General features: G+C 29.5%; 14 protein-coding genes. 7 read left to right on the top strand and 7 right to left on the bottom strand.

Annotated elements, in window-relative coordinates; genetic code table 11:
• Positions 1 to 44: 44 nt before the first annotated feature.
• From BR30_RS33680 to BR30_RS0115785, 4 genes are all read right to left on the bottom strand, one after another.
• The gene (locus BR30_RS33680) at positions 45 to 776 is read right to left on the bottom strand and encodes an ABC transporter ATP-binding protein (RefSeq protein ID WP_142317834.1); all 732 of its coding nucleotides are present in this window, start codon (positions 774 to 776) and stop codon (positions 45 to 47) included.
• A gap of 8 nt (positions 777 to 784) precedes the next feature.
• Positions 785 to 1,300, bottom strand: coding sequence for a stage II sporulation protein M (locus tag BR30_RS33675; RefSeq protein WP_051633644.1), 516 nt, complete (start codon positions 1,298 to 1,300; stop codon positions 785 to 787).
• Positions 1,297 to 3,045: a hypothetical protein gene (locus BR30_RS0115790; RefSeq protein ID WP_026565835.1), complete on the bottom strand. Its 1,749-nt coding sequence runs from the start codon at positions 3,043 to 3,045 to the stop codon at positions 1,297 to 1,299. The genes BR30_RS33675 and BR30_RS0115790 overlap by 4 nt, the downstream gene beginning before the upstream one ends.
• A gap of 82 nt (positions 3,046 to 3,127) precedes the next feature.
• Complete coding sequence (locus BR30_RS0115785) at positions 3,128 to 3,352, bottom strand: putative cyclic bacteriocin (protein WP_026565834.1); 225 nt, start codon at positions 3,350 to 3,352, stop codon at positions 3,128 to 3,130.
• 180 nt (positions 3,353 to 3,532) lie between these two features.
• Here BR30_RS0115785 and BR30_RS0115780 point away from each other — a divergent pair, with 180 nt between their 5' ends.
• From BR30_RS0115780 to BR30_RS36760, 7 genes are all read left to right on the top strand, one after another.
• Positions 3,533 to 4,726 (top strand): efflux RND transporter periplasmic adaptor subunit, encoded by a 1,194-nt coding sequence (locus tag BR30_RS0115780; protein ID WP_026565833.1) that lies wholly within the window; start codon positions 3,533 to 3,535, stop codon positions 4,724 to 4,726.
• Positions 4,723 to 5,403: an ABC transporter ATP-binding protein gene (locus tag BR30_RS0115775; protein WP_026565832.1), complete on the top strand. Its 681-nt coding sequence runs from the start codon at positions 4,723 to 4,725 to the stop codon at positions 5,401 to 5,403. The genes BR30_RS0115780 and BR30_RS0115775 overlap by 4 nt, the downstream gene beginning before the upstream one ends.
• Positions 5,400 to 6,599, top strand: a complete 1,200-nt coding sequence (locus BR30_RS0115770; protein WP_026565831.1) for an ABC transporter permease — start codon at positions 5,400 to 5,402, stop codon at positions 6,597 to 6,599. The genes BR30_RS0115775 and BR30_RS0115770 overlap by 4 nt, the downstream gene beginning before the upstream one ends.
• A gap of 192 nt (positions 6,600 to 6,791) precedes the next feature.
• Positions 6,792 to 7,376: a MarR family transcriptional regulator gene (locus BR30_RS0115765; protein WP_026565830.1), complete on the top strand. Its 585-nt coding sequence runs from the start codon at positions 6,792 to 6,794 to the stop codon at positions 7,374 to 7,376.
• Between the two features lie 1,225 nt (positions 7,377 to 8,601).
• Entirely contained in the window at positions 8,602 to 9,153 is a 552-nt protein-coding gene (locus BR30_RS0115760; RefSeq protein WP_026565829.1) for a MerR family transcriptional regulator, read from the top strand.
• A 419-nt stretch (positions 9,154 to 9,572) separates the two neighbouring features.
• A complete protein-coding gene (locus BR30_RS37955; RefSeq protein ID WP_231507733.1) occupies positions 9,573 to 9,806 on the top strand; it encodes a hypothetical protein in 234 nt (77 codons plus the stop codon).
• A gap of 384 nt (positions 9,807 to 10,190) precedes the next feature.
• Positions 10,191 to 10,349 carry a hypothetical protein gene (locus tag BR30_RS36760; protein ID WP_155928658.1) on the top strand — a complete coding sequence of 53 codons (159 nt, stop codon included), beginning with the start codon at positions 10,191 to 10,193 and terminating at the stop codon, positions 10,347 to 10,349.
• 680 nt (positions 10,350 to 11,029) lie between these two features.
• On the opposite strand, the gene BR30_RS0115745 is transcribed toward BR30_RS36760, so the two are convergent.
• From BR30_RS0115745 to BR30_RS0115735, 3 genes are all read right to left on the bottom strand, one after another.
• Positions 11,030 to 11,602, bottom strand: a complete 573-nt coding sequence (locus tag BR30_RS0115745) for a tyrosine-type recombinase/integrase (protein ID WP_026565828.1) — start codon at positions 11,600 to 11,602, stop codon at positions 11,030 to 11,032.
• A 224-nt stretch (positions 11,603 to 11,826) separates the two neighbouring features.
• On the bottom strand, positions 11,827 to 12,150 hold the full coding sequence (locus BR30_RS33665) for a helix-turn-helix domain-containing protein (protein ID WP_035445656.1): 324 nt from the start codon (positions 12,148 to 12,150) through the stop codon (positions 11,827 to 11,829).
• Positions 12,151 to 12,706: 556 nt separating this feature from the next.
• The gene (locus BR30_RS0115735; RefSeq protein WP_026565827.1) at positions 12,707 to 13,384 is read right to left on the bottom strand and encodes a YknW family membrane protein; all 678 of its coding nucleotides are present in this window, start codon (positions 13,382 to 13,384) and stop codon (positions 12,707 to 12,709) included.
• Between the last annotated feature and the right edge of the window lie 142 nt (positions 13,385 to 13,526).

Genomic DNA, 13,526 nt, shown 5'->3' with positions numbered 1-13,526 from the left:
TTCAGAGAAATTAATGTTAGAATTTTTTTTTGATTTTTGAGGGTTCATTTATTTTCAGACTCCTTTTTATGTAATGTTTCTTCAAACCATTCTAATAGTTTTGCTACATTACTATTTTCGTTTAACTCCTGTTGAGCAGTAATTTTTTTATTGTTCATTATTACAACTTTATTTGCAAGTTCTATAATTGTTTCGGGAAGATGACTTGTAAATATTATACCTTTTCCTGTTTGAGATAATTTTTTCAGTAATTTTTTGAAATTTTTTGTAGAATTAGGATCTAATCCATTGAATGGTTCATCTAGTATTATTATATCAGGATTATGTATAAGCCCACATGCGAAATTAAGTTTTTGTTTCATACCTAAGGAATATGTTCCTGTTGCTTTTTTTGCATCGGTTAACTCTAATCCAACTTGTTCTAGAAGCATTATAATATCAATATCTTTGAAATTTATACCATATAAATTTGCTATCATTTCAAGATTTTCATAAGCGTTTAAATGATCATATAAAAAACCGTCTATAGGTATATATCCAATATGTTTTCTTGCTTTTACATCATCAAAAGGGTTTATTTTTTTTATATAAATTTCTCCTGAATCAGGTCTTATTAATCCTGTAATTATGTTTAGTAATGTAGTTTTTCCTATTCCATTGGAACCCATAATTGCTATGATTTCTTTATTATTCAAATTTAAATTTAAATTTTCAATAATAGTTTTATCTCCATAATCTTTATTAACGTTACACACTTCCAATAAAATGGTAAACACTCCTTGTTTTATGAGATTAAAGTTATGTTTTCTTCAATAATTCCTGCAATAAGAATTAAAATTTCAGTTATAATTGTGTATTTTAAAATTGTAAATATAAGAAATTTAAAATCTATTTTTTCTTTGTTTTTTATCTTTTTTATAGTATATGAAATGATAAAAAAGGATACCGCACTAGCTAACCATGCAGTTGGAATTTCTATGATTCCATGGGGGGCTAATAATAATAAAAATTTCATTACAGCATTTGTTTGAATTGCATGACCAAACATATATCCCATTACTATGCCATTTAACAAAAGTGAACCAACAGTTATTAAACCAAGTGATAAAAAGCTAAATATAATTATTAGATTAATTGTTCCATTATGAATGAAATATTCTAACCAATTAGTCTTAGTATTAATTCCCATTTCCCCTAAATCATATGGAACTATAAAATATGAAAAAACTCCAAATAATACTGTTCCGAAATATATTAATGCTGCTAAAATAAATTGTTTTTTTAAAGGTTTTAGGATCATGAAATAATATCTCCTTTATTAATCAATGAACTATTTTTTTTACATGTTAGATGTATAAATATTATTGCAATTATTATTATAAGTATTATCCATAGACTATATATTATATAGAAGTATATAAATTTTATATTTGCTAAATAAGCTACTAAAAAGGGAAATGTAATAGCTATATTTATCAAATTTGTGATTCGATTGAAAATTGAATCGCCAAGAATTTCTTGTTCTTTATAAGTTCCGGTTTCCGTATAATGTTGTCTTTTATAGTGTGGACTAATATATGATGGTAATAATGAGAAGTGTGGGCTCACTATTAAATTCAATATAAAAATCAGACCTATTATAGATAATGTGTAATAATTTGTCTTGAATATAGTTATTACTATTAATAAACCTATTAATGATTCATGTATTCCTAATAAACGTTGTGTTTTAATTTTTGCTTTGTATAATTTGTAGAGATTTGTTCCAGATAGACGAAAAATTTTAACACTTCTCCCATCTGAGTCGAAATTTAAGTGTCCAGGGAATAGAGTATTTCCTGATGAAAATGCATCTCTAGTAATTGCATGTATAATAAAACAACTTCCGAATAGTTGGAAAAGTTCAGAAGAACTATAGTTTGATAAAGTAAAAGCTAATCCTCCAAACATCCAAATACTAAAATCAATAAAAAAGAACGTATAATGTTTAGATAATTGTTCGTTGTCTCTAAATAATTTTTTTAGTTGTACTTTAACTAAAAAATCTTTTGTTATTTTTTGTAAAAAAACACCATAATGTGGGATCCATCCACTTACTTTAGTGACAATTTTATTAAATTCTGTTCTATACCAAAATCCTGATTTTTTATGAGTTATTGGTAACATAATAATTATTATTAATATTAATAATAGGATTAGTTTGATATCTGTTTTTTGTAAGTTATTAAAAAGTATTCTAGTAGCTATTGCGCTAGGTGCCCAACTATCGATGATAGTTCTAATAAATTCACCTATACTGAGCATTGTATTGTTTAGTATTGATAAAAAGTTTTCCCAAGTAAAAGAATGATTCAATTTAATTTTATTGATTAATAGTTTAAAAGATGGAACACTTAGATTGATAAATAATTTTGCAATAAGGATTGTTACGAATAAGGTGAAAATCCCTATAAATATTGAACTTATAAAAGCTTTATATCCATAGCCTTGTTGAATCATTTTTACTTTTAAACTTATATAAATATGTTGTGAGATATAAGAAATTATAGTGCTAATTAAGATTAAACAAATTGTAATTGTATAAAATGATAATTTGTTATTAAGATGAAAGCTAATTCCTATACCTATGGCAATATAAGTTAGGAAACTTGGGCTATTTTTTATAAAATCATTTAGCCATAGCATTATATAAATTTTATTATTATGTAGTGGCGATTTAAATAATAAATCTTTGTCAAATGGGGTTATTAATTTGAAGGTTCTTGAAATTATTGGAAGGAATGAAGCGTATAAAAATAAAAAAGCGTAGTAATAATAAACTACAGATTCTATTGAAAAAGCTTTTTTTAGTTGATTTGTTATTAATCCACTTATAGACATTAATAAAGCGCATTCAATTAAGTATAAAATTGCTAAAGTTAAAACGAAATATTTTTTTGTATCGATTTTTAATTTACTAAATATTTTTTTGTCTAATACTTCAATTTTTCTTTTTAGAGTATACTTGAAATTAAGTTTTATATATACAGATAGAGTTTTCCACATTTTTATTACCCCGATGAATTATGTCTTTATGGTAAATGCTTTTAGAAATATAAATATTTCTAAAAGCATTTATTATTTTATATTACCACTGTGCAGCTTTCTTTTTGCCTACTTTTTCTACTACTTCCATGATAGCTTTTCTACCAATTGTAGAAATAGCTGTACCAATTCCACCACCAAATGCTAAACCAGCAACTGAAATTGCAGTCCAGATATCACTACCAGTCATAAGTGCTCCGATAAGTGTATTAGCTGTTCCAATAGTAATCCCTGTCCAACCTAATTTTGACACAACGTTAAATAACATCCCAAATTCCTCCTGAATATTACAAATTTTAGAATTAATTCCTCCATTAGGATATCAGAATATACATTTAATTTTCTACTTTTATGCATAATTGCATATTGAGAATTTTAGATTGACTAATTTTTACTATTGTATAAAAATTTAAATAGTTTTAAAAAACACGGTTTAAAGGAGAAAATTATGATTTTAGATAAAGTTCATTTAAAGAGAAAAAAACAAAAACGTTTTATTATTATTGGTTCTCTTTTGTTAATTTCTATTGTTGTGTTTATTAATATTTATATGATGCAGGGTAAGAAGAAAAGTATAACGAATACAGATGCTGTAAGTTTTGAGAAAGTGACAGAGCGTAAGCTGAATAATACGAAGTTAGTTTCTGGTCAGGTGAAGCCTGGGAATATTGAAAGTTTCTATGCGGATTCGGCTAAAGGAAAAGTGAAAGATATTGAGGTAAAAGAGGGACAAGAGGTAGAGAAAGGTACGAAGTTATTCTCTTATGATAATGAAGAGATTAATCTTCAAATGAAGCAAGCTGAGCTTGATCAGAAGATGGCAGATATGCGTTATGATCAAGGGAAAAAGAAGATTGATTCGCTTAAGAAAGAAATTAAGAAGGTGAAAGATAGCGGAGCTGGGAAAGAAGTAACAGATCCGATGGAAGAGCAAGTAAGTGAGTTAGAAATAGCGCAAAAAACAACTGACCTTGAGAAAGAGAAAGGGAAGTTACAGAAAGAAGAGTTAAATAAAAAGCAGAAAGAGCTTACGATTTATAGTAATTTTGCTGGTGTTGTTCAAAAGTTAGATAAAGATGCGGCGCAAAGTTCATCTCAAGCGTTAGGTGGACAAGGGAAGGCATTTTTACAAGTTGCTTCTAAAGACCCGTTCCAAGTTCAAGGGACTTTAACAGAGCTTCAGAAGTCACAAATCCAAAAGGATCAAACATTCACTGTAACTGCGAAAGCAAATAATAAGAAGAAGTGGACAGGTAAGATTACAGAGGTAAGTGAATTCCCAACGAGTGCAGAGATGGGTCAAGCTGGTGGTGTAGGTGAAGCAACTCAAAATATGTCCCAATATACATATAAAGCAAGTCTTGATAGCCAAGACGGTTTATCTCCAGGTTATCATGTTTCATTACAAGTAAACTTAGAGAATAAGACGATGATTGCTGTTCCAAGTAAGAGCATTGTAGAAAAAGACAATGAAGCATTTGTTTATATAGAAGAAAAAGGAAAGCTTCGTAAACAAAATGTGAAAAAAGGTGCTACTGATGGAGATTGGACAGAGATTACTGAAGGCGTAACAGTGGGGCAAAAGGTAGTTAAAAATCCTTCTGACAACGTGTATGACGGAATGGAAGTGCAAAGGAAATGATTACGTTAAATAATATTTCTAAAACATATTACCAGGGAAAGCTGGCTGTGCCAATTTTACATGGTATTAGTTTAACAATTCAAAGAGGCGAGTTCGTTTCTATTATGGGACCGTCTGGTTCTGGTAAATCAACGCTTATGAACATTATTGGTTGTTTAGATCGTCCAACAGAAGGCAAATATATTTTGAATGATGTGAATATCTTAACGGCAGATGAGTCAAAGCTTGCTTTAATTCGTAATGAATATATTGGATTTGTATTTCAGCATTTTAACTTATTACCTCGTCTTTCCGCAGTAGAAAACGTTGAACTTCCGCTTATCTATGGAGGTGTGAAGAAATCAGAACGCCGTCAAAGAGCGCTTGAAACACTTAGTAAAGTTGGTTTATCAGACAGGGTTCATCATTTACCGAGTGAGTTATCGGGTGGACAGAAACAACGTGTAGCTATTGCAAGATCGATTGCGAATAATCCAAGGTTTATTATGGCTGATGAGCCGACGGGTGCGCTAGATACGAAGTCTGGTGAGCAAGTTATGGATATTTTTACGAAGCTTAATGCAGAAGGTACGACGATTGTTATGGTTACACATGAAGAAGAGGTAGCTGAGTATTCTTCAAGACGTATTTTGTTAAGAGATGGGAAAATCACAGAAGATAGAAGGTGTGCAGTATGAGTTTATTAGATAGTATAAAAATTGCTTTATCTTCTATTTTAGCTCATAAATTACGCTCAGGTCTTACAATGCTTGGAATTATTATTGGTGTAGGTTCTATTATTACCGTTGTTGCGATTGGGCAAGGCGGAGAAGCTTCATTAAAATCACAATTTGTTGGTACGGGTAGTAATATGATTTCTGTTAATTATAGTACTGATATAAACGATTCATTTGATATGAAATCAGAAGAAAAGCCAAAGTTGACAGAAGAAGATATTTTTGAAATAAGAAAAATCCCTGAAATCTTACATGTAATTAAGATGAATTCAAGTATGGAGACATTGGATATAAATGATAAAAAAGATTTGGTAAATGTTAAAGGATTAGAGGAGGAATATTTCGTTGCAAATAAAGTGAAATTGTTAAAAGGACGTTCTTTAAACGATGTGGATATTGAGCAAGGAAATAATGTTATTATGATTAGTTCGGGTGTAGAAAAAAAAATATTTAAATCAGAAAACCCTATTGGAAAAATCATGGAATTAAAAGGTCAACCAATGCAAATTATTGGTGTATATAAAGCAGAAGAAGGATTTATGGAAATAGGAGATTCTGAAGCATTAATTCCGCTTTCCTTATGGCCGACATTATATGGGACAGAAGAAATTAATAGTATTTCTGTTCAAGCTAAAAATGTAGATAATTTAGATGATGCTGGAAAAAAAACAGCGAATGTATTAAATAGTCGTAAGCCTATTGAGTTTACAGGGAAATATGAGGTTATGAATTTAAAAGAAATTCAAGAAAGTATTTCTCAAATGACAAATATTATGACAATGATTATTGGTGGTATTGCTAGTATTTCATTGATTGTTGGTGGTATTGGTGTAATGAATATTATGCTTGTATCTGTAACAGAACGCACTCGTGAAATTGGGATACGTAAAGCTCTTGGAGCAACACGTGGTAAAATATTGTTACAATTCTTAATTGAAGCTGTTATGTTAACACTTTTAGGTGGTTTAGTAGGTATAGGTCTTGGATATAGTGGTGCATATATTGTTTCATCAATTGCAAAATGGCCACCACTTGTTTCTTGGAATGTTGTTGTTGGAGGGGTGTTATTTTCTATGGTGTTAGGTATTATTTTTGGATTAATTCCAGCGAATAAAGCAGCGAAATTAGATCCAATTGAAGCATTACGCTATGAATAATAACAGTATCATAATTTAAGGTTTTTTTAATTTATGGTAATAAAAAAACCTCTCATGTTATAATTGAAAGCGACCAAACAAACAATTAGAGGAGAGGTTTTTTGAATATCTTTATTTTTAATTTCTATAAGAATCATAACATAAAATGTTCCTCTTCTCTAGTTGAAAATTTTAGGACAGAGGAGAAAGATTATGTCAAATATCAACAATTTAGAACAGGCTGAAAAAAATGCAAGATTGAGAGATATCAAGAATTCAAAGATCCTGTCAGAAGAAGAAATGTACATAGCGAATGAACTTCAAGCAAAAGCTAGTTCAAGAGGAATGAAATTAGTTCCTGAACGTAAAATAAAAAATAAAGCAAAATTTGTTCAAATTATTCAACAAAATATTCAATATTTATTTGAAATTGATTATTTAACGAATGCTGAAAAAGTATTTTTATTAGATATTTCAATGTGTGTAGGTTTTTTAAGTAATTGTTTAGTTAGTGATATTAATTCAAAAGAACAAATTCCATTAACTCAGCGAGAATTAGCTAAAAAAATCGGAAGACATGAAACTAAAGTTAGTCCGTTAGTTAGGAAGTTAATTGATAAAGGTATTATAGCTCGTTCAGAGAGTGGTGTTGATGATAATAATGTTAGAGCATATGCATTATTTATAAATCCTCACATCATGTTTTCAGGAAATAGAGATGAAGTTAATCCGACACTTAAAGCTATGTTTAGAAAGGTTCCAAAACAACTTAAAAATTTACCTATTAAATTATTCTAAGTCTACTTTTAAAGTAGACTTTTTTTATTAAATTCGTACTTACCAAAAACGGTAAGTTTACTTACCAAAAACGGTAAGTACGAAAAATCCTGAAACCCTTGGTATTACTGACGATTTTCGACGTTAGTATGCTTGTCCCTTCTTACTCTATATAGAAATAGCTAAAAGTTCCGCAAGGAACGGGTTGTATTTTCTTTCGCTTTGCTACAGAAAATCTCCACCCTTTTCGCTTTGCTACATCCTTGCAAAACTTTTTTCGGCTCGAGTTTGGATATCACCAAGCCGATACATCCAAAAGCAACTATTATGATCATCGGCTTGAATTTGCTATTATACGAGCCGAACCGCTAGTGCCTTCGCTTAATAATTTCACTTACCACATTGATAGATACGTAATACGTGGGGGCTCGTCCCCACACGACGAACCAGCCTCAACCCCAAAAGCAAAGGAAAACCTTCTTTTAAACCTGTTTATTTTGCTTTTTAAGCGTTTATTTTTGTTTTAACGACAAATAGTATTGTTTTAGATTTATATATTTTAAAAAGGATTCTGGAGCGTTTAAATAGCACTTTGTATTTTGGTGTTATTTGTTTCTAGATTATAGATTTATATTTAATTAATGTTAATTGTTTTCTTTTAGTATTTTAAAGTAATGTTTGATTGCAATTTATTAAAAATATCATGTCGTTAGTGAGTACTCATATGGAGACATCAAAGGGACTTTGTGTACTCACTGAGTCTACATCTAGAGACATAATGGGAACATTTAGAGGGTTTTGTGTCGTCAGTGAGTGGACATCCTGGGAATTTTCGTGTACCCACGTTTAAGCTAGGCCCCGCCTAGTCCCAACCCTTAGTTGGGCCCAAAAACCCCTTATGCTCTTCTCTCTTTTTTGATTCGGAATTTCCAATTTTATAAAATGACTTATCTTTTAGCTGAAATTTACTATGTTAAAAAACAAAAGAATGATTTTAGTTTTGGCTTATTGCAAGGTTATTAGAGAATTTTTTGTAGCGCGGCTAATATCTTTGTTAAATGAAGTATGAATTAGAAATATGAAAAAATCCGTTATTTTTATATGACAGGAGGATATAAACCTTAGTAAAATGAATTAGTAAGAACCTAGGTTTAATACTTAGGTTCTAAGGTTGGTTTTTTTGAAAATAACCATTGATATTAAAAATATCAAGGTTTTTATCTAGGTTTTAAAGGTGGGTAAAAAGATGGATAAAAGTGAATACCTAGGTGGAGAAAACCCAGGTTATATAGCGATGACTGTTAAAGAAGTTGCATTATGTTTAGATGAATCACCAAATGTTATAAGGAATTGGATGAAAGAATTAAAAACATATATTCCTTTAGAGAAGAATGAATCAGGTTACAATATTTTTGATGAAAAAGCTCTTGAGCAAATGAAGATGGTTAAGCAATTACATCGAGAACAGAACTATTCAATAAAACAAATTGAATATTATTTTGCTACAGGTGGAGAGAGTATAAAGCCTGTTCCTAGTAAGGAAGCTGGGGAGATTTTAGCTGAGGAATTAAAATCATTAAAAAATGAAGTTAGTAAACTTAGAGAATATAGTGAGAAACAAGAAGAATTTAATAAATTGTTAATTGAACAATTACAAAAGCAACAAGACTATATTGATAATAAGTTAGAGAAACGGGATCAGAAATTGCTTGAAACAATTCGTGAAGTACAAGAAACAAAATCATTAACAGCATCTACGGAATCAAAAGGTTTTTTTGCGAGGTTATTTGGAAAATGATTTTTTGAGATTTACAATCTGAGTCCTGGCGTTTATGCCGCGAAAGTTCCTTGACGATGAGGGGAACCCTCATGCAAACTCGCCAGGGGTGGCCCCAGAAGGGCGGTTTTTGCCCGCTGGGGTTAGCTTTGGGAGTTTGAGGGTTCAGAGGCTCGTGGTCAAGGGAACCGTGGAATAAAAAGCGAGGACGGACCCCAGGACAGGGCAAAAACCAATGTCTTCGCCAAGATTCGTGGTTCTACTGTTAGAAAAAGGCGAATAAGAATATAGCATACATACAATAAGGGAATGCAGTATAGATCAGTTTACAAGCATTCCCTTGCTATAAACATGTTATTTTTACAGATTTTAGATTTAGAGTAACATATATGTATAATTAAGAAAGATGTTAATATTATTTGATAGATAGGAGTTATATTGTGAATACTGATAAATTAATAAATAAAATATTACTTTCTTCTGATAAGGATTTAGTTTCATTTATAGATCAGAATTTTTTATGTAAAAATTTTGATGATTTTTCAGATATAAAAAAGAAAGAAGAATCTCTATTTAAATTAGATGAAGTTGTTCTTAATTATGCGCTTTTTAGACTTGAAAGTTTAGAGGAAATTTATGATACCTCTAAAGGTTCAACAGCAGGGTTTAATTAGAATATTAAGGATTTTGAATTCTTCTAGTGAAAATAAATCTAAAATTATTTATTTTAAGAAACTGTTGGATTATGTATTGAAAGAAAAGCAACAAGAAAAGAAAAAGGAGACAAAAGTTCATGCTATATAGCATGTTGTTTAGATTAGTTTTTTTGTTTTCATATAGTAAAAAGAAGAATAGAAATATAGTATACATATAATAAGGGAATGCAGTACAGATCAGTATACAAGCATTTCTTTGCTATTAATATGTTTTTTATTATTTCATTATTTAATTTAATAAAAAGTCTTGTAAAATTATACCTTCAATGTAAACTTAGATTAGATCTTACTACCTTTGCATTAGTGCTGATAAAAAAACACTAATATGGGGGTAGATATTTTATGAGACAAACTAGAAAGGCTAGAATCGAAAATGAAAAAAAGGCAGGTTTACGAAAAAAAACCAGTGGGAATTGGGTTGATTTCGCTGGAAAAGTAGTAGGTCAGATAGCCTCTGGAGTTATAACATTCTTCTTAAAAATGTGGTTTCTTGGTGAGTAATTATATTACTTAGATTCCTTTAAGTTCTAATTGTAAATCTAGAAGTGGGAGCGACTGCCAATCGTGTTTGACCACGGTAAGATTAGATTGTATTGGGTTGTCGTAGACCTGATAATTAGTGCTATTAAAGTCAAAGACTGGAGAAACAAGTAGAACACGCAAAAATCTAGTATGGTTTTAAAAGCCGTACTAGATTTTTTTATTTAAAAAAAGGCTCTTGAGTGCCATCTCAAGAGCCTTTTTGTCGTAGTTTTTAGGGTAGATCTTTTAGATTTGAGACAAATCTTTTACAACTTATTGGGGCCAACCAAATAGTTGTTTGTCGTAGTTTTTACTAATAGGTTAGTGATATTTTATAAGAACAAACTATTCCGTTCTAGGCGTAGAATCTTGGATCAATTAACTGTTTTTTGCTTTACAGTTGTATGATTTTTTACTTGAGGATCGAACTTTTGTTATGCTCCTCAATGTATTCATGTTTACACCTCCTTCTATAGTTTTTTTACGGCGATTGGCCGCCCTATAGAATAAAAAATCAAACGCTTTTGTTTATGGCAGAACGTTATATTCTATAGGAGTTCTGCTTTTTTAGTATAAGTTTATTGATGATGAAAATACAAGAATATAAAATATATATTTGATTTTTTAGTTTTATGTTGATAATAGAAAAAGACAACGTTTTAGATATAAAATATATCTAAAACGTTGTCTTTTTCCTCTTTATTGATACCAATGTATTTAAGTGTAATTTGTGGTGTACTATGATTAAGAATTTCTTGTAACATAGCTACGTCTTTTGTTTGTTTATAGAACCAATAGCCGAAGGTTTTGCGCATAGTGTGGGTTCCGATGGATTCTATACCGGCAAAATCTCCGGCTTTTTGCAATTGTCGATAAGCCTGGATCTTACTAATGGGTTGATTTCCTTTTCGAGAAGGGAATAACCAGGTGTTATCTAGAGTTTGAGCATAAGAGTATACCTTATCAAAAATGGAAGTAAGGTTAATCATGCGTTCTTTCTTTGTTTTTCCTTCTTTGATTTTGAATTCTTTTCTCTTTTTTCGTTTTAATTTTATTATGGTTTGTGTTTCGAGTTGGAGTAGATCACTCACGCGTAGTCCGGTATTAACTCCAACAAGAAAGAGAATATAGTCTCTTTCGGAACAATGACGTTTAAGAGCCCATTTCATATCTTCAATCTGTTCTTTGCTACGGATGGGTTGTACATCAATAAGATGTGGCTTTTTATTCATGGATTTATGACCTCTTTATTTATAGTGTTTTGAATGTATACTTTTGTTACGTAAATTGAGGATATCAGGTTTTTTGGTTCGAAGTCAATGTTTAAGGGAAAATGAATGTAAACTAATATTTAAAAGTTTACATTTGCTAAAGACAAAAAATATACAGTATTTAAAGGTTAAATGAATAGATCAAAAATAAGGGAAAAATAAAAAAGTCATTTTATAAATGACTTTTAAAAGTGGCTTAAAACCATAGCAATTAATCCGTATAACATGTCTATAATTGGGATAGCGATAAACCATGAAGAATTTTTAAATGGGTTGTTTGTGTTTTTGATTATAATTTTTTTTTGTAATTCTTCATCACCTTTAATTAATTCATCTAATGAAATATTGTATATATCACTTAATCGAATTAAATTATCTAAATCAGGATAACAATTTCCATTTTCCCACTTAGAAATAGCTTGTCTGGAGACATTTAATTTTTGTGCAATTTCTTCTTGTGAGAAATTATATGCTTCTCTTTTTTGTTTTAAGTTGTACGATAAATTCATAAGATAGATCACCTGTCTTGTGTAGTATTTGTGTTTTAAATATATCTAAAACAGATAAAATAAACGAGAAGTTATTAGTTACTAACTGCGCAACTTATGGTTGCGCGGTTGATTTAAAGAGGTTTTAATAATTATACAACATTATAACATTAAACTTTAATATATAAATTCATTAAAGTTTTGAAAGTAAACTAATATTCAAGAGTTTACTTTCATAAAAATAAGAAATCGAGCAAAGCGACAACTGTTTTTGGATGAGAAATTAAATGTTGAGATCGAAAAAAGGGTAAAGATTGTAGGAATCTTTTATCGGGTCAAAAACAACGTTTTGGGATTTGGCATGCCAAACTCGTAGCTTGCCCCCCCTTTCTTTTTTAGAATTCTACACTTAATTTCTACTTTGTTCATGGTTATAAGAATATTGGTATTGGGCTATGAAAGATGGTTAATATTTTGAGTCATCTTTTATTTAAAAGTTTTACTTTTAATTTGAATAAAAAAAGAACAAATAAGATTATTTCTTAGTTTGTTCTTCTTTTTGTTTTTTAAATTTTAATTATTTTATCATCATAGAAATGCCTTCCACTATAGAGCTGAATATGAAGAAAATCATAGCAATAGTCCATGCTTTATTTGAAGCTAATTTTCCTATGATTTTTAATCCTAATACAAGAATGTAAGTAGACCAAATATTAAATAAGCTTATATGATTGATAAATCCTTTTAAAAATCCATCTTCATTAATTAATGTACTTAAACTAGTAGGAGATGTTGCAGGATTTAAACCAAATATTACATATATTAATAATGTGAATGCTGAAGATAATACACTGATTGTAAAGATATTGGTATTTAAAGAAAACGATTGTTTGAAATTTATTTTTCCTTTAAAGATTTTAACAAATAATAAGGTAAACAGAGAAGTAATTAATATATTTATTATTACTGTAAAAATACTTTGTATACCACCAATAACTAAAACAATATTTTCTATACTTTTAGAAGATATACCTTCTATATTTTTAAATGCATCATTTTGGACAACGGAAGGGTCTTTTAGCATATAGTAACTGGTTATTACAGTTATTATCATTGTAAATATAATATTGATAATTAAAGATAATCCAAATTTAGGTGTATCTTTTATTTTTAATAGTTTTGTGGTTGGATTAGTAATAATATTTGATAGTTTAGTGTTTACATTTTGGGTATTATTATTTGGTTGTGTATTCATTGTATAATCTCCTATTATTGTTTTCTTTGTATAAATTTAATTAGGAAGTATATTAATAGTGATCCTAATGATAAAGAAATGATTTTAAAATTAAATCCAAAGAAATAAATACAAATACATATACTGAAGATTAGTGCGAAAA

This window comes from Bacillus sp. UNC41MFS5, from assembly GCF_000686805.1.
This window is presented reverse-complemented; position numbering and strand designations above follow the sequence as displayed.

What these genes read in the sequence shown, in the direction of transcription:
- BR30_RS33675 (WP_051633644.1), bottom strand. Translation starts at nt 1,300, where the DNA reads ATGATCCTAAAACCTTTAAAAAAACAATTTATTTTAGCAGCATTAATA.
- BR30_RS0115790 (WP_026565835.1), bottom strand. Translation starts at nt 3,045, where the DNA reads ATGTGGAAAACTCTATCTGTATATATAAAACTTAATTTCAAGTATACT.
- BR30_RS0115785 (WP_026565834.1), bottom strand. Translation starts at nt 3,352, where the DNA reads ATGTTATTTAACGTTGTGTCAAAATTAGGTTGGACAGGGATTACTATT.
- BR30_RS0115780 (WP_026565833.1), top strand. Translation starts at nt 3,533, where the DNA reads ATGATTTTAGATAAAGTTCATTTAAAGAGAAAAAAACAAAAACGTTTT.
- BR30_RS0115775 (WP_026565832.1), top strand. Translation starts at nt 4,723, where the DNA reads ATGATTACGTTAAATAATATTTCTAAAACATATTACCAGGGAAAGCTG.
- BR30_RS0115770 (WP_026565831.1), top strand. Translation starts at nt 5,400, where the DNA reads ATGAGTTTATTAGATAGTATAAAAATTGCTTTATCTTCTATTTTAGCT.
- BR30_RS0115765 (WP_026565830.1), top strand. Translation starts at nt 6,792, where the DNA reads ATGTCAAATATCAACAATTTAGAACAGGCTGAAAAAAATGCAAGATTG.
- BR30_RS0115760 (WP_026565829.1), top strand. Translation starts at nt 8,602, where the DNA reads ATGGATAAAAGTGAATACCTAGGTGGAGAAAACCCAGGTTATATAGCG.
- BR30_RS36760 (WP_155928658.1), top strand. Translation starts at nt 10,191, where the DNA reads ATGAGACAAACTAGAAAGGCTAGAATCGAAAATGAAAAAAAGGCAGGT.
- BR30_RS0115745 (WP_026565828.1), bottom strand. Translation starts at nt 11,602, where the DNA reads ATGAATAAAAAGCCACATCTTATTGATGTACAACCCATCCGTAGCAAA.
- BR30_RS33665 (WP_035445656.1), bottom strand. Translation starts at nt 12,150, where the DNA reads ATGAATTTATCGTACAACTTAAAACAAAAAAGAGAAGCATATAATTTC.
- BR30_RS0115735 (WP_026565827.1), bottom strand. Translation starts at nt 13,384, where the DNA reads ATGAATACACAACCAAATAATAATACCCAAAATGTAAACACTAAACTA.